We start from the raw sequence: 18369 nt of genomic DNA, 5'->3' as shown, positions 1-18369 counted from the left end.
ACAGGATGCAGAACGCAGACGCAGAGATCGCGACGACCGCCGCCGCCCGCGAGGCGTCCGGCCAGGCGCTGACCCGCCCGCCGCAGGATAGGGCGCTGCGGCTACGAGAGGGCGTTCTGCTGCGCGAGGCCGGCAGGATCGAGGAGAGCCTCGCCCATCTTCTCAGGCTTGCCGCCGACGCGCCCGGGGCCCCATGGGTCGCCATCGAACTGGCCGCGACCCAGCGGCGCGCCTGGGCCTATGACGCGGCGGCCGAAACCCTTGCCGGGTTGCTTGCGACCGATCCCCGCCAGCGTCAGGCGCTTTTGGCCCGGATCGACGCGGCGGCGCAGGAGTTGCGTCTCGACCTGGCGCTCGAGGCGGTCGAGGCCGCGCTGGACGTGCTGCCCGGCGATGCGGGTCTGGCGCTGCGCCGCTGCAACCTGACCCTTCAGCGCGGCCATGTGCGCGCGGCGCGGCACCTTCTGGACGCGCTGGCCGCCGACCGGCCCGACGATCCGGGCGTAGATCTGGCCCGCGGCCAGAGCTTGCTGGCCGAAGACCCCGAAACCGCGCTGGCGCTAGCCGGGGACGTGGTGGCCCGCGCGCCCGGCCTCGTCTGGGCCTGGCCCCTGCGGATCGCTGCGGCGCGCACCCTGTGGCGGTTCGACGACGCCGAGGCGTGGGGCCGCGAGGCCGAAACCCGCTTTCCCGGTCAGGCGCCGGTGCTGCAAGCCCGCGTCGCCACCCGGATGGCCCTGGAGGACCCTCAGGGGGCGCTGGCGCTGCTGCCCATGGCCCCCGACACCCCGGCAATCTGGATCCTGCGCGGCACGACGCTGCTGGCCTTGGGTCGCCCCGAAGAGGCCGATGCCGCCTTCGCCACAGCGCTGGACACCGGCGGGCTGCTGCCCGGGGCCGCCATCGGCCGGATCGGCGCCGCGCTCGAGCTGGACCGGGTCGACGAGACCCGCGCCGGGCTGAGCGCGCTGATTGCCTGGCACGAGGCCCGCGGACACCGGAACGGCGACCGCATCCGGGCCGAGATCGCCGGCAGGCTTGGCGACTGGCCCGAGGCCGAGCGGCTTTCGACCCGGCTTCTGGACCGGCAGGGCCCCGACAGGGCGCTGCTTTATCTGCAGGCGCGCGCCCGGTTCGGCCTTGGCCGGATCGAGGGCGCCGAGACCGCGCTGGACACGCTTGGCGCGCTCGACCCCGACCATTCCGCGAGTGCCGAGCTGCGGGGCGAGCTGCATCTTGCCGCCGGACGCCCGGACGCCTATGTCGCCCACCGCCGCGCCCTGTCCCTGCGCCCCGAAAGTGCCCGCGCCCGGACCGATATCGACTTCGGGCGCGATCTCGATGCGCTGGGCCTGCACGACGAGGCCTCGGCGCGGCTGCAACACCTGCTGGACCGGAACGGCAGCGCGCCGAACCTTTTCCTGTCTCAGGCGCTGATGACCCGGGGCCGGGTCGAGGAGGCAACCGCGATCCTGCCCCGCTTTGTGCGCGGACGGCGCAATATCGCCGGCGGGGCCGACGAGGCGATCACCCGCGCGGCGGACCTGGAGCGGCTTTTCGATTTCGAGACGGCCCGGCCGATCCCGACGATGAGCATCTCACCGGCCGCATCGCTGGCCTGGCGGATGGCCCGCGACCGCAGTCTTGGTCAGGCCGAATGGACGCGGCGGGCGGAACGCGCCAGTGCCATCCGGCGCTGGCTGACCGCCGCCCCGGCAGAGCCCGAGGCGCTGCTGCCCTGGCTGCATCCGGGCGAGGCCGACAAGCTGCGCGCCCTGCCCCGGCCCTGCATCGTGGCGACGACCCATTTCGGCCCGCTGGTCTATTCGGTCCTGAGCGGGCTGAATGTCGGCTATCACTACCTGGCCGCCCGGTCGGCGGCCAATCCGGCCGCGCGCGGGCTCGGCCCGATGATCGCCGCCGCGACCGCCCCGCGCGAGGCGGCGGCCGAGGCCTTCCGCGTGCTGCGCGGCAACGGCATCCTGATGGCCACGCATGACTCTCCGGCGCGGGTGATGCGGCAAGGCGGCCCCGGCGATGTCGCGCGCGGGCGGCTTTTCGGACGGCCGTTCGAGCTGATCGACACCCTGCCCAAGCTGGCAGCCGGGCTGCGCGTGCCCAGCCTGACGCTGCAGGCGCATTGGCGCGACGGGCGCATCGCCTTCGAGATCTCGCCGCTTCCCACGCCCGAGGATGGCGAGCCGACGCAGCTTTGGCTCGACCGCTGGGCGCAGGCCTATCTCGACCGGATCGAATGGATCATGAGCGGGCCGCCCGAGAACCAGAACCTCGACGCCCTGAACTGGCGCGTGCTGCTGCTGGACCCGCCGCCCGCCTGACCGGACGACTGGTGCTCAGGCCTTGCCCGCGTGCGTATCGAGATAGATCCGCACGGCTTCCTGCACATGGCGGAACCGGTCGCCGCCCAGCGGCTTGCCGCCATACCAGCGGGTGACTACCACGAAATGGTCGCGCAGATCGGCCCGTTCGAGCATGCGCAGGATGATCGCCCCCGCCCCGGCCTCGCCATCGTCGGTCTTCACCGGCCCTCCGGCGCCGAGAAAGGCCCAGCTGTGATGGGTGGCGCGGGCGAATTTCTTGCCGCGTCGCAGCTCGGCCAGAAAGGCCCGGGCCTCTGCCGCGCTGTGGCAGGGCCCGCCCGAGACCGCATAGCGCGAGCCCCGGTCGGTCAGGATATTTTCGAGAATGCGCATGGCGCACCCTGGGCCGGGCGGGACGCGGGCGCAAGCCCGGCCGCGCTCAGGCCAATGCGCAAAGCGCGTCGGGGTCCCGGACCGCAGCCGCGAGCCAGTCCAAAACCGCGCCCACATCGGGAGCAAGCGGCCGGGCGAGACCCCCGGCGAACGCCTCGAAGGCCGCGAGGTTCAGGCCGTTGACGCCGGTCAGAACCGGCAGCCCCCGGTCGAGCGCCTCGGCGATCAGCGGCACGAAGCCGTGGCCCGCCGCCTCGAGCTTGCCGAACTTGTTCACGATCAAGACCGACGCGCCGTCGAGATGGCGCGCGGCTTCGGCCGCTGCGGTCTCGACCGCGCCCGACTCCATCCGGCAGCCGCGCGAGCCCGAGCCCAGCGCCTGCGAGATTCGCAGCACCGGCCCGTCGGGCAGGACTTGCAGATCGGTATCGCAGGGATGGGCGCCGGGTGCGGCGGCGGCGCAGGGCACCACACCGGCCGGGCGCAGACCCTGCCCCTGAAGCAGCCAGGCCACCTCGGCCAGCACCGTGCTGGCCGCGCCGCGGTCCTCGGAAAGAAGATAGCCAAATCGCATGGGCTGGCCTCCGCAAGAAAAAGGGAGGACAGGCCCGTCGGGGGGAGTGGGTGACGGACCTGTCCATCCGCCCGGACCCGGATCAGGGTCTGGGTCAGGCGGGCTGGCTGAAGACCGTCACCGGCGGCAACGGACCTTCGAAACGTTCGACATCGGCCATCGCCGTCTGGCCGCAATTGCCCTGCGCCAGCCGCGAGGTCGCGATGCCGGTGGTCAGGTTGTTGACGTCGCCATAGGCACAGAGGCTGCCGATCTGGCGCGGATCGACCGGGTCGAACCAGCCGCCCTCGCTGACCCGGATCACGCCGGGCCGGATCACGTCGGTGATGACGAGCCCCGCCAGGATCTGCCCCCGGTCGTTGAAGACCCGCACCACGTCGCCCTCCGACAGGCCGCGCGCGGCCGCATCGGCGGGGTTCATCCAGCAGGGTTCGCGCCCCTTGACCTCGTAACCCTCGCGGATCTTGGTGCCGCAAAGCTGCGAGTGCAGCCGCATGTCCGGGTGGTTGGCGGCAATCGCCAGCGGATAGGCCGTGGTCGGCCCGCCCAGACGCTCGATCGGTTCCATCCAGGTGGCATGGGGCGGGCAGTCGTCATAGCCGTATTTCTCGATGGCGGTCGAATAAAGCTCGAACTTGCCCGAGGCCGTGCCCAGCGCGTTCAACAGCGGATCGGCCCGGAAATCGGCATGGCGCACCCAGTCCTTCTGGGCATCGCTCAGCGGGAATTCCAGCGGCTCGTCGCTGTCCCAGAAGGACTCGAAGACCGGCATTTCCATGCCCTTGCCGCGCGCCTCGATCCGGGCGCCTTCGTAAAAGCCGCGGATCCAGTCCATTTCCGACAGGCCCTGGGTGAACTCGTGGCCCTTGCCCAGACTGGCGGCGATGTCGGCGAAGATGTCGTAATCGCTGCGCGCCTCGAAGACCGGATCGACGATCTTCTTCATCGGCAGGATGTGGCTGAGAGCATAGTCGCCCACCTGCGCGATGTCGTTTCGTTCATAGGAGGTCGTCGCGGGCAGCACGATATCGGCATGGCGCGCCGAGGCGGTCCACTGGATGTCATGCACGATGAAGGTGTCGAGCTGGCGCCAGACGCGCAGCATCTCGTTGCGGTCCTGATGGTGCGAGAACGGATTGCCGCCGACCCAGTAGGCCAGCTTGATCTCGGGCAGTTCGATCTCGTGGCCGTTGAACTGCATGGTCTTGCCGGGGTTCAGCAGGGTTTCGACCAGCCGCGAGACCGGGATCGAGACCGCGCCGCTCTTGGCAAGCCAGGCCGCGCCCTCGACCACCACGCCGGAGGCATCGTCGATGGCCTTCAGGATCGGCGAGGTATGGGTCGGCGCGCCGCCCGAGGCATAGTGATAGCTCAGCCCGTAGCCGCCGCCCGGCAGACCGATCTGACCCAGCATCGAGGCCAGCGTGATCAGCGCCCAGTGGATCTGTTCGCCATGGTGCTGGCGCTGGGTCGAATAGCCAAGCGCCAGCATCGTCCGTTTCGACGAGAAGCGCCGGGCCAGGTCGCGCAGCTTGTCGGCCGGAACCCCGCAGATTTCGGCAGCCCATTCCGGCGTCTTCGGCGTGCCGTCGCTGTCGCCCAGCAGATAGGGCAGGAACTTGTCGAAGCCGACCGTGTAGCGGTCGAGGAAGGCCTGGTCGTGCAGCCCTTCGTCATAAAGCGCATGCATGATGCCCAGCATCATCGCCACATCGGTCTGCGGTGCGGGGGCGATCCATTCGCTGTCCAGCGCCTGCGCCGTCTCGGTGCGGATCGGGTCGATGCAGATCGACTCGGTGCCCGCCTCCTTCAGCAGATCGACGCCCCGGAACGACCCGTGATCGGCCACCGACCAGCAGATTTCCGAGTTGTTCAGCGGGTTCGCGCCCCAGAACACCATCAGCTCGCAATTGGCAGCGAGGTTGTCCCAGGTGGTGCACTGTTCGTAGACCTCGATGGACCCGGAAACGTAAGGCAGGATCACCTGCGCCGCGCCGGTGGAATAGTCGCCGGTCGAGTTGGTGTAACTGCCCGTCAGGTTCAGCATCCGCCGCAGAAGGGTCTGGCAGTTATGCAGGTTGCCCGGACTCTTCCAGCCATAGGACCCGGCAAAGACCGCCGGATGGCCATAGGTGTCGCGCACCCGGGTGATCTCGTTCGCGACCAGTTCGATGGCCTGTTCCCAGCTCACGCGAACGAAGTCGCCCGAACCGCGGCCGTCGGGATCGGCGCCGGGACCTTGTTCCAGCCAGGCGCGGCGCACCATCGGGTAGCGGATGCGCGATTCGGAATAAAGCGAATCGAGCACGCCCGGCAGCTGCGGCGAGGGCGCGGGATCGCCGGCCCAGGGCTTGAACTCGACGGCGCGGCCGTCCTCGACGATGCCGTGGAAGACGCCCCAGTGGCAGCCCGAAAGGATGCCGCCGCTGGCGCCTTCGGCCGCGGCACCGCGGCCCAGCAGGGGCAGCCCGGCAAGGCCGAGCCCGGCGGCGATGGACCCCTTGAGGAAGCTGCGCTTGGACAGGGTCGGAGTGGTCATGGAATTCGCGGTCATAGCCTGTCCTTTCAGATCTGAGCCGTCGCGGCGCATGTCAGGGGTTCGGAACCGGGGTCCGTGGCGGCGGCCGCATCGGCCGCCAGCCGGGTTCTCAGCGCCAGCACCAGCCGGGCCAGCGCGCCGTAAAAGCCGGTGCGGTCCGCCCCGGTCAGGGCCGCCGCGAACCGGTCGGTCCAGCGCAATTCGTCCAGCACCCGCCCGGCGATCTCGGACCGGTCCTGGCTCAAGGCCTCGGCCAGCGCCGCCAGTTGCACCGCCAGGTGGTCGGCGGGTTCGCCGGTGCCGTCCAGATGGACGTCGAGATCGCGCAGGATGGCCTGGGCGCGGCCCGCCGCCGGGCCGCAGAGCCGGCCGGTGCCATCCCAGGCACTGGCATAGGGCGGCAGGCTCCGCTGCCGGAAGATCCCCTCGAAGAGCGCGGTATGCCGACGGCCGAGGGCGGTGACGACCTCCTCGGCGGACCCGTCCGCCAGGATCTGGCGCAAGGTATCGGCCTCGGGCCCGGCGTTCAGGACCTCTCCGATCCGGCCCAGCGCCACCTGACCCGGCATGCTGCGCAGGGCCTGCACCGTTTCAAGGTCCGGCGGGGCGAGGAAGAGCGCGGCCAGAGCCTCGGCCGTCTGAGCCAGATCGGCCATCTCGGCGGCGGTCAGTCTTTGGGACAAGCTGCTCACTCGACCACTCCCGCGCTGGTGTTGAGATCCTTCGAATGGTTCTGCAGATAGGCGAGGATCAATCGGTACTGGTCGTCGGTGAAGGACGTGAAGCGCCGCATCGCCTTCAGCGTGCCGATCCACTGGTTCGCGGTGAAATGGGTCTGCTGCGGCAGCACGTGGCAGGCGGCGCAAGCCTTCTGGAAGGTGTCCTGCCCATAGGCCCAGACCGCCGCGCGGTCGGTGTTCAGGCCATTGGCATCGGACCACAGCGTGATCTCGGCCGGAACCCAGCTTTGCCCGGTCTCGGGATCGGTTTCGGGCGCGCCACGGGTCACGGTCGCGGCCGCGGCATCGTCGAGAACCGCCATCATCACCCGCTGGCCGCGCGCCTGATAAAGGATCGAGGACGCCTCTTCGAGCTGCCAGCCCTTCAGCACCAGCTCGACCTTGTCGCCATTACGCCCGGCGACCTCGACCGCAGCCCCGCCCAGCAGCTTGCCTTCGGGTTCGTTCTCGGTCCCGACCATGTCGGCGCCCAGCCAGACATCCTTGGTTTCGACCACGGTGGCCGCCGTGCCCTTGACGATGGCCGAGGGGGACGAGACCGGCAGTTGCGGTGCGACCCCGATCGCCTGATCCAGCATCACCACGTGATTGCTGTAGTTCGGCTCGGGCAGGCCCGGCGCGCGATTATCGATCGGCGGCAGGGTCTTGAGATAGACGGCCATCGCCTGCACGTCCTCGAAGGGCAGCTGCGAGGTGTTCCGCACGACCTCGGCCATGTCGCCATCGGCCGTCCGCCCGACCGGGTTGACGCCGGTATGCAGGTAATTGGCGATCCGCGCCGCGGACCAGTAACCGATGCCGGTCTGATCGGGCGAGATGTTGGGAAACCAGCCGGTGCCCTCGGGGTTCGGGCCGCCGCCATAGCGCTTGGAGGCGACGACATCGCCCATCGGCCCGCGCGGCGAGTGGCATTCGGCGCAGTGGCCCGGGCCTTCCACCAGGTATTCGCCGCGATGATACAGATCGGCATCGACGCCCTCGGGCACTGGACCGGGCGTGTGGCCGTCGCCGCCGAGGAAGGCCAGACGCCAGACGCCCACGCCGCGGCGCAGGTTGTAGGGGAAGTTCAGCTCATGCGCGGGCACCTCGTTCGACACTGCGGGCAGCGACATCATGTAGGCGTAAAGATCGCGCACATCGGTCCCGGTCAGCTTGCGGTACGAGGTGTAGGGGAAGGCGGGATAGAGGTTCTGCCCGTCGGGCAGAGCGCCGTCGGGGCCGACCCCTTCGCGCAGCGCCCGGTCGAACTCGGCCAGGGTCCAGCGGCCGATGCCGGTCGCCTCGTCGGGCGAGATGTTGGGCATGTGGAAGGTGCCGAAAGCCGTCTCGAGGCTGCGGCCGCCGCCCAGATGGGTGTCGTCTTCAAGGCCGGGGGTCTCGTGGCAGGTGGCGCAGTCTGACGCCACGAAGACCGTGCGCCCGTTTGCGAGATCCGCGCCGTCGAGCGCGGGCAGATCCTGGCTGCCGTGAATCGCGGACCAGGTCCAGGGAGATGTCACGAGCAGAAAGCCTGCAACGCCCAGAAGCAGCGCGCCGCCCCCGAGTTTCAGCCACGAAGTTCCGTTCGATGTCATGGTAAGTGCCTCCGATCCGCTCGGACTTGGGGAATGGACCGGCAGACCATACCCCGGCGGAAAGGCGCAAAGGCTTCGGGTTTGTAAGAATTTGTAAACGCGACGTAAACGAAGCCCGCGGCAAACTGGCGGCGGGCCGCCACCCGCAGCGAAGCCCGATTGCCAATTTGTCGCAGTTATGGTCGATTGCCGCCATGCCCCCGCCCCCGGACTCCCCCGCCGGGCCGCCAAGTTGGCCCGTCGACAGACTGACAGATCACCTCGCGCGCGAAAGCGACGCCCTGGTCGACGAGATCCTGCGCCTTGCCGCAGCAGCCGGTTACACCGACCAGACCAGCTCGATGCGCGCTGCCTGGGTCGAGTCGGTCGAGCGCGTCACCGCCTGCCTTGGCGCCAGCCTCGGCGACCCGAACCATACGGGCGGCGCGAACGGGCACCACGATTATGGCAGCGATCCGCGCTTTGCCGGGCTGCGCGATGTCGCCTGGCGGCACCGGCGGTCGGGCGTGCCGCTGGCGCTGAACCACGGCCTTCTGAAATGTTACCGCCGCGCCTATCTGGATCTCTGCGACGCATTGTTTCGCGATCCCGCAATGGCGGCCGGGCTTCCCCCGCGCGACTCGCTCATGGCGCGGCTCGATCTGTTCTTCGACGAGGTCGAACTGGTGATGCTGTCGCCCTGGTCCGAGACCGGCACCGAAGAAGCCGCGATGGCCGACCGCGTGCGGCGACTGGCGCGCGAGCGCGACCAGTTGTTCGGCGTGCTCGAAAGCCTGCGCGGCCCGGTCTTCATCGCCGACGAGGAGGGCGCGCTGATCAGCGCCAACCGCGCCGCGCTGCAGACCTTCCTCGGGCTCGACGAGGCCGGGGCGCTGTTCTACCGGCTCGCGCTGCAATCGCGCCGCACCGAGTTGCAGCCCATCGTCGACGAGATCCTGGCCACAGAGGGCGCGCAATGGAGCGCGATCTGGCTGCAGACCCATGCCGGCAGCCGCTGCTTCGACATCCGCCTGCGGATGGTCGAGGACACGGTCTACAAGCTCGACCGCTGGCGCATCGTGCTGATGAACGACGTCACCGACCACCAGCGCGCGATCGAACAGGCGCGCGAGGCCGAACGGATGATGTCGCTGTTCCTGGCGGCGATGAGCCACGAGATCCGCACACCGCTGCACAGCGTGCTGGGCGCCGCAGGGCTCTTGCGCGACCTGCCCCCCGGCGAGTTCGAAGAGCGTCGGCGGCTCAGCGAGCTGCTGGACATCTCGGCCCGCGGCCTGAGTGCGACGCTGGAAAACGTGCTCAGCTTTTCGCGGTTCGAGCATCAGGCCCCGAAACCGCGCCCGGCCCCGGTGGCGCTGGCCGAGGCGCTGGAAAACCTCGTGCGCAGCCGCGAGATCCTCGCCCGCCAGCAGGGCGTGCCGCTGATGCTGTCGATGCCCGCCGACCTGCCCGACCCGATCAGTCTCGACTGGTCGATGGTCCAGCAGATCCTCGGCAACCTGATCCAGAACGCGATCCGGCACGATGACGGGCGCGGCGTGGGGCTGGACGTTGCGCGGCAGGGGGACCGTCTGGTCTTTTCGGTGACCGATCACGGGCCCGGCCTGCCCGACCCGATCCGCGACATGCTGGCCGCGCCCCCGGCCGCCCTGCGCCCGCGCCCGACCGGGCAGTCGGGGTCGGGGCTGGGCCTGGCCATCGCCCAGCGGATGACGCTGGCGCTTGGCGGCGAGATCGCCGTCGCCGGATCGAAGGGCGACGGCGCGCGCCTCGAGGTCCGGCTGCCGCTGATCGAGGCGGCGGTTCCCGTCCTGCCGGCCGCGCCGTCCCGGCCCGATGGCGCCTTGGCCAGCCAGAGCTGCCTGCTGATCGACGACGACCCGGTGGGCGTGCTGGTAACCGTGGCGATGCTGGAACGGATGGGTCTGAGCGTCGACCATGCCCGTTCGCTGGGGCATGCTGCGGCGCTGTGCCAGGCGCATCCCGAGAATTACGACCTCTTCGTCGTCGATTACCGCCTGCCCGACGGCAATGGCGTCGATTTCGCCCGCAGCCTGCAGAACAATCCGGCGCTGGCCGGACGACCGGTCTTTCTGCTCAGCGCCAATGTCGATCTCGTGCGCCACGCCGAGGGTCAGGCCAGTCTGTTCGCAGCGCTTCTGGAAAAGCCGCTCGATGCCGTGGCGCTGGGCCGGGCGATCCGCGGCGGCACCCGCCCGGTGCGGCCCAGCGCGCTGCTGGACGGGATCTCGCCCGCCGCGCAGGCCCGCATGGCCGAGGCCTTCGCCGCGGGCTGGCAGGCCTTTCAGACGCGACTGGCCGCGACCGGCGATGCCGACCCCGATGCCGCACTGGCCGGACAGGCGCACAAGCTGGCCAACGGCGCCGCGATCTTCGGCCGGACCGAGCTTCACGCCGCCCTGCGCAGGTTCGAGCAGATCTTCGAGGAACCCGCCGCCACGCCGCAGATGCGCGCCAGCGCCCGGGCCCGGGTGCTGGCCGCCGCGCCGCCGACCGAACAGCCGCCTCCCCCTGCCGGAACCGGCCCATGATGCCCCCCGTCAAGGGCCGCGGGCCGGACCCCGCCGATATCCTGCTGATCGACGACGACATTCTGGTCCAGGTGATGGTCGAGGACATCGTCACCCAGCTTGGCCACCGCTTCCATGCCGCTGGCGACGGCGACAGCGCCCGCGAGGCGCTGCTGCGGACCGGCTTCGATCTGGTGATCCTCGACCGCCGCCTCCCCGATACCGACGGGCTCTTGCTGGCACCTCTCCTGCAGCAGGACCGCAAGATCCCGTTCATCGTGTTCTCGAGCCTCGACGCCCCCACCGACCAGGTCCTGGGTCTGGGCATGGGGGCTAGCGACTATGTCGGCAAGCCGGTCGAACCTGCGGTGCTCCGCGCCCGCATCCAGGCCCGGCTGAGCGCGCGCCGGGCGCCCGAGGAACAAACGACCTTCCGGCTGGGCGGATCGCTGCGGCTCGACACCCTGTCCCGCCGGTTGTGGGTCGCCGACCGGCTGGAGGTGCTGTCGCCCGCCGAGGCGCGGCTGCTGATCTGCCTGATCCGCAATCTCGGCAAGCCGCGCGACCGCATGCAGATCAGCATGACCATCTGCGGCCGGGAATGGGTCTATGGCGACCGCACCATCGACGTTCTAGTCTCGCGCCTGCGGCGGCGCCTGAAGGGCAGCGACGTGCATATCACCACGGTGCACGGGCTGGGCTATGTGCTGACCGTCGGCGACTGACCGAAAGGGCGGCGCGCGGCCGCACGGCCCCTGTTCGCGGATCGGCGATGCCGGGCCGCCGCCCATCCCCTAGATCAGCGGCAACCGGCACGGGACATGCCGTCCCTGCCCTTTCAGTATACCGGCCCTTTCCCAACGGAGGATATCGCCGCCATGAAAAAGATCGGATTCCTCTCTTTCGGCCATTGGTCGCCCGACCCGGGCTCGGCCACCCGTTCGGCCGCCGACACGCTTCTGCAATCCATCGACCTGGCGCAGGCCGCCGAGGACCTGGGCGCGGACGGCGCCTATTTCCGGGTCCATCACTTCGCCCGGCAACTGGCCTCGCCTTTCCCGCTGCTGGCCGCCGTCGGGGCGAAGACCAGCCGGATCGAGATCGGCACCGGCGTCATCGACATGCGCTATGAGAACCCGTTCTACATGGCCGAGGATGCCGGAGCCGCCGACCTGATTTCCGGCGGTCGGCTCCAGCTTGGCATCAGCCGCGGGTCGCCCGAACAGGTGATCGAGGGCTGGCGCCATTTCGGCTATGCCCCCGCCGAGGGGCAAGGCGACGCCGATATGGGCCGCGAGCACGGGCGGATCTTCTTCGAGCTTCTGAAGGGCGAGGGCTTCGCCCAGCCGAACCCTTACCCGATGTTCCCGAACCCGCCCGGTCTTCTGCGGATCGAGCCCCATTCCGAGGGGCTGCGCGACCGGATCTGGTGGGGGTCGGGGTCCAACGCCACCGCGATCTGGGCCGCCGAGATGGGGATGAACCTGCAAAGCTCGACCCTTAAGGACGACGAGACCGGCGAGCCGTTCCACGTCCAGCAGGCCAAGCAGATCCAGGCCTATCGCGCAGCCTGGGCGGCGGCGGGCCACGAACGCACGCCCCGGGTGTCGGTCAGCCGCTCGATCTTCGCGCTCGTCGACGACCGCGACCGGGCCTATTTCGGGCGCGGCGTGCAAAGCCGCGACTCGGTCGGCCAGCTTGACGAGACGACGCGGGCGATCTTCGGGCGCAGCTATGCCGCCGAACCCGACCGGCTGGTCGCGGAGCTGGCAAAGGACGAGGCCATCGCCGCGGCCGACACGCTGCTGCTGACCGTGCCGAACCAGCTTGGGGTCGATTACAACGCCCATGTGATCGAGGCGATCCTGACTCACGTCGCCCCCGCGCTGGGCTGGCGCTGAATCCTGCCTCCGAGGCCCCGATCCCGGCGGATCGGGGCCTCTTCGCGTCGGTCTACCGCCATCGAAGCGGCGATCCCCGGCCTGAAGGCGCGCCCGGCGGCTCTCGCCTGCACTGGCGCCGCGGCGGTTCGCGTCCGCCCCGGCCCTGGCCGCCTTCGGAAGGTTGCGCCGAAGCCGGGCCGGCCCGCGGCGCGCTTGTCCGAGGGTCGGAGACGGACGGCCACCGGCAGCGGCAGGGGCCGCGCCATTGATGAACCCCGGTCATGAACGCTTGCTTGTCCGTCCCTCTAATCGCATGGGCCCGGCGGGGATATCTGTCGAGGGTCCCTGAAATGAGAGCCCCTCCCGGCAGGCCCCGGGTGCCGCTCGTCCAGACAGAAAGCCACGCCATAACCGCGCAAGCGCCCTTTCCCGCCACGTTGACCGATTGGGAGCAAGAAGGCGAACGCCCGCTGTTTGCGCGTCATGACACGGTGCTGGACGGGCTGCGGATCGGGCCGGGCGAATCCGCCCTCAAGCATGGGCGCACCCTGCGTGTTCGCAACGCGGACTTTGGCGGGAAGTATCCGTTCTGGCATTGCGACGACGTCACGGTGGAAACCAGCCTGTTCCGTCCCGCCGCCCTCGCGGCGATCTGGTATTCCGAACGGATGACAATGCGCGACTGCGCCTTCACCGATGCCGCCGAAACGCTGTGGAACTGCGAGGATGTGCCGTCGAGGAAAACGCGCTGATCCTGCGCGACGGCCGCTACGAGATGGATTTCGACGATCTCGAACGGCGGGCCGCGCATCGCGACTGCCGCGCGCTTCTGCTGTGCACCCCGCACAATCCGGTGGGCCGGGTCTGGACCGCGGCCGAGCCGCGGCGCCTGCACGAGATCTGCGCCCGCCATGGCGTGACCGTCGTCAGCGACGAGTTCCACGCCGGCCTGACCCTGCCGGGCCATCGCCACCAGTGCTACGCCGCGCTGTCGCCCGACGTGGCGGCGGGCTCGGTCACCTGCCGTTCCGCCGCCAGAAAGGCGTTCAACCTTGCTGGGCTGCGGATCGCCACCATCGCGGCGCCGGACTCCGAACTGCGCGGGCGGATCGACAAGGCGCTGAACGTGCACGAGGTCTGCGACCTTAACCCGTTCGGAATCGTGGCCACCATCGCCGCCTGTACCGAGGGGGCGGACTGTCACGCGGCGCTGATAGACTATCTGGCCGGGAACAACCGCCTTGCGGCGGCCCGTCTGGCCGACACCCGTCCCGATGCGGGCTTCACCCCGCCCGAGGCGACCTATCTGGCCTGGCTCGACCTGCGGGCCTTCGGTCAAAGCGCCGAGGCGCTGGTCGCCCAAGTGCGGGACACGGGGCGGCTGATCGCAGGCACCGCCTATGGCGCGGCAGGCGAAGGGTTCCTGCGCCTCAACATGGCCTGCCCGCGCGCGCGGCTGGAAGACGGCTGAACCGGCTCGCCATGGCGCTGCGCTGACACTTCGCCACAAGGAAAGGAAAGATCATGACAGCATCTCCCGTTTGGTTCATCACCGGTTGTTCGACCGGTTTCGGGCGCGAAATCGCCAAGCTCGTGCTGGCGAAAGGCTGGCCCGTGGTCATGACCGCGCGGCGCATGGAAACGCTGATCGACCGGCTCGGTCGAGGGCACCGTGGTGTTGGTGCACTTGTCCGAGAATTCAGGCAGTTCGCCGCCGCCCTCCTGCTCGCCCGCCGCCCAGGCGCGGACGGCATCGGTCTCGGTCACGCCCGGCGCGATCGCGTCGCAGCGGATCTTCGTGTTTGACAGCCGGATCGCGATGTTCTTCGTCATCGTGTCGATTGCGCCCTTGGTCGAGGTATGGGCGACGCCGCAGATCGGCAGCCCCCCCGGCGCCAGCGGAAGCGATGCCAGGACCGGGCTGAGCGCCACGCCGGCCCCCAGACCCGCCGCCCAGATCGCCGCGGCCCTGCAGGATGCGCATGGCGATCCGCATCGGCCCGTCGCCCGACACCGTCGACCGACAGGGCCGCTCCGACCGAGGCTGCGGCAGTCAGCCAGAGTCCGCCCAGAAAGGTGCGCCTGCGCCCGGTGGTGTCGCCCAGCGCCCCGGGGCCGCAGGCCGCGTTCAGGCGAGGCGTCGCCCGAGCCAGCAAGCAGTGCGGCGATGCGGGGAAACTCCCCGATCCTGCGGCAAGTCGGGGCATGCCGACAGGACAAGCGGGTCGCGATTCCATGAGACATCTCTCTGAGTGCGGGATGACACGCGACAGACCACTCAGGAAATTCACGCAGGCTCTGAGATAACAGCGCCTTGCCGCCAGCTATGGCGCTCTCAAGAAAAGCCTTGTTTCCCGGTTTGTGGCCGCATAGACAGATCGGCGGAGACGTGGCCGAGTGGTCGAAGGCGCTCCCCTGCTAAGGGTTTTGAGCCGCTTATTTAAGTTTCTGTAATACTTCAAAAAAGAGAAAACTGCCCGTCATGTGTGCACGGATTTTGCACCAAGATGACCGGGTCGAAGTCACCCTCGATCAGCCGGCCGACTTTTTCGTCTCTTGTCCGGCGGGGATGCCCGCATGATCAGAATTGCCGAACTGCCAGCCCGTGTCCATAAGGGCCTTCGCCAGCCACGCTGGCGCGATCTTGCGGTAACGGTTGGCCATGTCTGCCTTTTCCCAGCCGCCGAAATCCATCAACCCGCCGAAGTCGAGCGTCTGGGCGTAGTACCAGGTCGCCCAGGTGTGGCGCAGCGTGTGGGGCGTGACCTTGCGGGGGCCGTCCGATTCCAACCCTGCCTTGTCGCGCGCGGCGTTGAAGGCGGCCTGTATCTGCCCGCCGCCGTTCGCGCGCTGGACGTAAGGTTTTCCCTTGGGGGTGCGGAACACGGCGCCCGCCTCGGGCAGGCCAAGGGCGGCCAGCATCCGCCGCACCCGGGCCGGGAACCGCACCATCCGGGGGTGCCCGTTCTTGGCCTTGCCGATCCACGCCTCGCCGGTCTCGAGGTGCAGGTCTCGGCGCTGCAGCGCGACCATCTCGCCCACCCGGCAGCCGGTGCCCAGCAGGAACGCGATCTGCGCCGCGGTGCGGACGTCGGCCGCCGCGATAAGCCGCTCGGCCTCGTCGGGGGTCAGCCAGCGCAGGCGTGCGTCGTCGACCCGGCGGCGGCGGAACCGGCGGTGGGCTACCAGCCCGTCCTCGGCCGCCATCTGGTAAACCGCCGAGATCGGCGTGACCACCTGCCGGTTGATTGTCGAGGGCGCTGCGGTGGGGTGAAGCGCGCGCGCGCAGGCATTCACCGCGTCGTTGTCGATATCGGCGAGCCGAAACCGCGGCCCGAAATGCGCCAGGATCGGCGCCAGGAACCGCCCCTCGCCGCCAGATTCCAGATAGGTCAGCGCGGCCTCGGCGAAGGTGGCCGTAGCGCGTCGGCCAAGCGACACACGTTCGAGGATCTCGCCCTCGCGCCGGATGCGGAGGGCTTCGGCGGCCGTTTCGTCGCCAACGCGAGTGCTTTCGTAAACGCGCTGTCCGGCGACGGTGCCGCGCAGGTACCAGATACCGTTGCGGCGGAACTTTCGTAGGGGCATGGGTCATTCCTTTCCTCACCGCGGAAGAAGGCGGCCGCGAGGTCCGCGGGCCGGTAGAGGATGCGCACCCGGCCCGACACCCGGACCCGCGCCAGCCTGCCCGCCAGAAACGCCCTGTCAAGCCCGCCGCGCGAGGTGCGCACCCCGCGCGCTGCCAGCCAGGCCAGCGCCTCGTCCGTGGTCAGCAGTTCGGGCGTCAGGATGTCGAGCGCGTTGGCAGTGGCGGTCATTCTTCTGCGACCCCCGGCCAGGGGATCAGGCGAACCATCTGCAATTCTTCCATGTTGAGCACGACCATCTCGCCCCGCATCCATCCGCGAAATCCGTGGGCGCGAATGTGTCCTTCCATTACTTCCAGCAGGCTGACCGCGTCTGCCTCGGGCATCATGAGGCGCGCCACATGCCCGCCTTTCAGGTGAATGCAGACTGTCCATCGCGGCTCTGGCAGCAGCGATGCCAGATCGATCGCCAAATTAGCCATGGTCCAGGTCCCCATTTGTGGGCTCCGGCATCTCGTCCCACGCCCTGCCGTCCAGCAGGCGGCCAGCGGCGCGCTTGCCGTTTCGGTCCATGATTTCGGACGGGAGGTAAATGCCATGTCCAGCGCGCCACACCGTGGCACCGACGCGCCTGCGATCCGTGGAGGCGGTGATGGTGAACCTGGTCATTTCTCCTAGCTGCGCTGGTACCGGGTAAGGTGTTTGCGGCCCCCATTCCCCCCACTGCTTGAAGAAGAAGGCCGCGCCCGCGGCCTGGCATTGGTCGCGCAGGACGCGCACCCAATCCGGGTGCATCGGGCGCGCGCGCAAGCCGCTTTCGCCTCCAACGATCACCCAATCGAGCGTGACCCGCTCGCAGTGCACCCATTCAGGGCAACCTTCTGCGTCGCGAGGTCCTTCCTCGCAAGCATAGTGCGCATGGTCCTTCGGGCAGTTCGAACATGTCCCGCCGTCGCAATCGTAGCAGCCAAACGCGGTTCCGTCAGGAAGCTCCCCGCCGGAATCTGGCCATGGCAGGAAAGGTTCAAGGCTCACCGGCCCCAGCAGCGGCTCGGCCGAGACGAACCGGACGGCGGCTGGTGTCGCCAGCAGGTGCGGAATTCGCGCGTCGGCGGTGGCTTGGTCCTCGATGCTGGTGCCGAGCCAGACGTTGCGGAGCACTGGCACCGGGTGCGGGCCGGTCAGCTGGCGGTCCATCGCGCGGCCGATCTCGCGGTCCTCGCGCTCGGTCAGGTAATCCCGCATCCGCTCTGGCCTCTTGGTCACCACTTGAAACGTGTGCTGCGGCGCCAGCGCCATGACGGCGAAAACCCGGTCGATCCATTCGTCGGGCACGGCCTCGTGGAACAGATCGCCATGCGCGCAGACGAAGATCCGCCGCGGCTTTCGCCAGCGCAGCGGCTGGTCGATCCATTCCTCGTTGAACCGCACCTCGCCCGTCCAGAGGTGGCGCCCGCCGCTTTCGCGGGTCAGGCCTGCCCGGCTCGGGTGGTGCTTGAGCCGCGTGCCGGCCAAGCCCATCGCGTAGCAGTTGGTGCAACCGGCCGAGACAATGCTGCAGCCGGTGATCGGGTTCCAGGTCGAATCCGTCCATTCGATGTGGGTGTGGTCAGACATCTTCCCGGTTCCCCTGCTTGAAAAAATCGCTCATGAAGTCCCGACCCTTGTGCCAGCTATCCCAGAAGAACCCAGCAGCGGCGATGAACTGCTCGCGCGTCATCCCCTCGCCGCTTGCCTTGCGAGCCGCGGTCACGAGGAAATCGGCGCTATCATGTTCTTCGCCGTCCATCAGTCCCGGCCATCCTGCTTGATGGCGGCGCGATCCAGCCTGTCGATCTCGGCAGCGATCAGAGCGCCAGCGCGAACGAGGTCCTTTCGTCCCCCGTCTGGTCCAAACCAGTGCGCCTGAAACGGCCACAGCTCGCGGATGGCAGACTGCCTCTCCGGATCGAATAGATGTGAATCCGAAGCCCCGCTGAGCGCATAGACGCCAGCGGCCAACGCAAGCTCGCATTCGTCGTGTTCGTCGTCATGCTCTGGCGTCCAGCCCTCCACCTCGATCTGCCTGCGGCGCTCTGCGGCAATTGCTGCGGAACCGCCGCCCACCATGTCCCCGCGATGCCCGGACCCACCGCAGCAGGGGCAGGCATGTGCCGTGTCCTCGCACCAGCTGGCCTCGGCGCCCGAGGTAGCAAAGCCCTCTTCCCTAATGTCCGACAGGAACGCG

17 protein-coding genes are annotated in these 18369 nt (G+C 69.1%); 6 read left to right on the top strand and 11 right to left on the bottom strand.

Annotated features, from left to right (window positions below; translation table 11 throughout):
• Positions 1-5 precede the first annotated feature (5 nt).
• Positions 6-2339 (top strand): tetratricopeptide repeat protein, encoded by a 2334-nt coding sequence (locus tag BYZ73_RS13305; protein WP_146746300.1) that lies wholly within the window; start codon positions 6-8, stop codon positions 2337-2339.
• A gap of 15 nt (positions 2340-2354) precedes the next feature.
• On the opposite strand, the gene BYZ73_RS13300 is transcribed toward BYZ73_RS13305, so the two are convergent.
• From BYZ73_RS13300 to BYZ73_RS13280, 5 genes are all read right to left on the bottom strand, one after another.
• The gene (locus BYZ73_RS13300; protein WP_112316323.1) at positions 2355-2714 is read right to left on the bottom strand and encodes a YigZ family protein; all 360 of its coding nucleotides are present in this window, start codon (positions 2712-2714) and stop codon (positions 2355-2357) included.
• 46 nt (positions 2715-2760) lie between these two features.
• On the bottom strand, positions 2761-3288 hold the full coding sequence (locus tag BYZ73_RS13295; protein ID WP_112316322.1) for a DUF2478 domain-containing protein: 528 nt from the start codon (positions 3286-3288) through the stop codon (positions 2761-2763).
• 94 nt (positions 3289-3382) lie between these two features.
• Positions 3383-5842 carry a trimethylamine-N-oxide reductase TorA gene (gene torA, locus BYZ73_RS13290; protein WP_112316321.1) on the bottom strand — a complete coding sequence of 820 codons (2460 nt, stop codon included), beginning with the start codon at positions 5840-5842 and terminating at the stop codon, positions 3383-3385.
• Between the two features lie 11 nt (positions 5843-5853).
• Positions 5854-6519: a TorD/DmsD family molecular chaperone gene (locus BYZ73_RS13285; RefSeq protein ID WP_112316320.1), complete on the bottom strand. Its 666-nt coding sequence runs from the start codon at positions 6517-6519 to the stop codon at positions 5854-5856.
• Positions 6516-8141: a c-type cytochrome gene (locus tag BYZ73_RS13280; RefSeq protein WP_112316319.1), complete on the bottom strand. Its 1626-nt coding sequence runs from the start codon at positions 8139-8141 to the stop codon at positions 6516-6518. The genes BYZ73_RS13285 and BYZ73_RS13280 overlap by 4 nt, the downstream gene beginning before the upstream one ends.
• A 194-nt stretch (positions 8142-8335) precedes the next feature.
• Between BYZ73_RS13280 and BYZ73_RS13275 the strand changes: the two genes are divergently transcribed.
• From BYZ73_RS13275 to BYZ73_RS13255, 5 genes are all read left to right on the top strand, one after another.
• The gene (locus BYZ73_RS13275; RefSeq protein ID WP_245943147.1) at positions 8336-10693 is read left to right on the top strand and encodes an ATP-binding protein; all 2358 of its coding nucleotides are present in this window, start codon (positions 8336-8338) and stop codon (positions 10691-10693) included.
• A complete protein-coding gene (locus BYZ73_RS13270; RefSeq protein WP_108025257.1) occupies positions 10690-11397 on the top strand; it encodes a response regulator transcription factor in 708 nt (235 codons plus the stop codon). The genes BYZ73_RS13275 and BYZ73_RS13270 overlap by 4 nt, the downstream gene beginning before the upstream one ends.
• A gap of 153 nt (positions 11398-11550) precedes the next feature.
• Entirely contained in the window at positions 11551-12573 is a 1023-nt protein-coding gene (locus BYZ73_RS13265; RefSeq protein WP_108025259.1) for an LLM class flavin-dependent oxidoreductase, read from the top strand.
• 359 nt (positions 12574-12932) lie between these two features.
• Positions 12933-13307, top strand: a complete 375-nt coding sequence (locus BYZ73_RS13260) for a DUF3737 family protein (RefSeq protein ID WP_181498052.1) — start codon at positions 12933-12935, stop codon at positions 13305-13307.
• A complete protein-coding gene (locus tag BYZ73_RS13255) occupies positions 13268-14026 on the top strand; it encodes a MalY/PatB family protein (RefSeq protein ID WP_146746299.1) in 759 nt (252 codons plus the stop codon). The genes BYZ73_RS13260 and BYZ73_RS13255 overlap by 40 nt, the downstream gene beginning before the upstream one ends.
• Here BYZ73_RS13255 and BYZ73_RS23815 read toward each other — a convergent pair.
• From BYZ73_RS23815 to BYZ73_RS22780, 6 genes are all read right to left on the bottom strand, one after another.
• Positions 13954-14487 carry an SDR family oxidoreductase gene (locus tag BYZ73_RS23815; RefSeq protein WP_245943146.1) on the bottom strand — a complete coding sequence of 178 codons (534 nt, stop codon included), beginning with the start codon at positions 14485-14487 and terminating at the stop codon, positions 13954-13956. The two genes, BYZ73_RS13255 and BYZ73_RS23815, sit on opposite strands and share 73 nt — an antisense overlap.
• 600 nt (positions 14488-15087) lie before the next feature.
• On the bottom strand, positions 15088-16143 hold the full coding sequence (locus BYZ73_RS13240; RefSeq protein WP_112316316.1) for a tyrosine-type recombinase/integrase: 1056 nt from the start codon (positions 16141-16143) through the stop codon (positions 15088-15090).
• A 226-nt stretch (positions 16144-16369) separates the two neighbouring features.
• On the bottom strand, positions 16370-16639 hold the full coding sequence (locus tag BYZ73_RS13235; protein WP_112316315.1) for a hypothetical protein: 270 nt from the start codon (positions 16637-16639) through the stop codon (positions 16370-16372).
• On the bottom strand, positions 16617-17759 hold the full coding sequence (locus tag BYZ73_RS13230) for a DUF5131 family protein (RefSeq protein ID WP_112316314.1): 1143 nt from the start codon (positions 17757-17759) through the stop codon (positions 16617-16619). Before BYZ73_RS13230 ends, BYZ73_RS13235 begins: the two co-directional genes overlap by 23 nt.
• A complete protein-coding gene (locus BYZ73_RS13225) occupies positions 17752-17931 on the bottom strand; it encodes a hypothetical protein (protein ID WP_112316313.1) in 180 nt (59 codons plus the stop codon). Before BYZ73_RS13225 ends, BYZ73_RS13230 begins: the two co-directional genes overlap by 8 nt.
• On the bottom strand, positions 17931-18369 hold a 439-nt coding region (locus BYZ73_RS22780; protein ID WP_220086836.1), incomplete at its 5' end, for a hypothetical protein. The genes BYZ73_RS13225 and BYZ73_RS22780, both read right to left, overlap by 1 nt.

This window comes from Rhodovulum viride (assembly GCF_003265965.1).
Lineage (GTDB): Bacteria > Pseudomonadota > Alphaproteobacteria > Rhodobacterales > Rhodobacteraceae > Rhodovulum > Rhodovulum kholense.
Note: the sequence above shows the minus strand (reverse complement) of the source record. Positions and strands in the feature narration are given on the sequence as shown.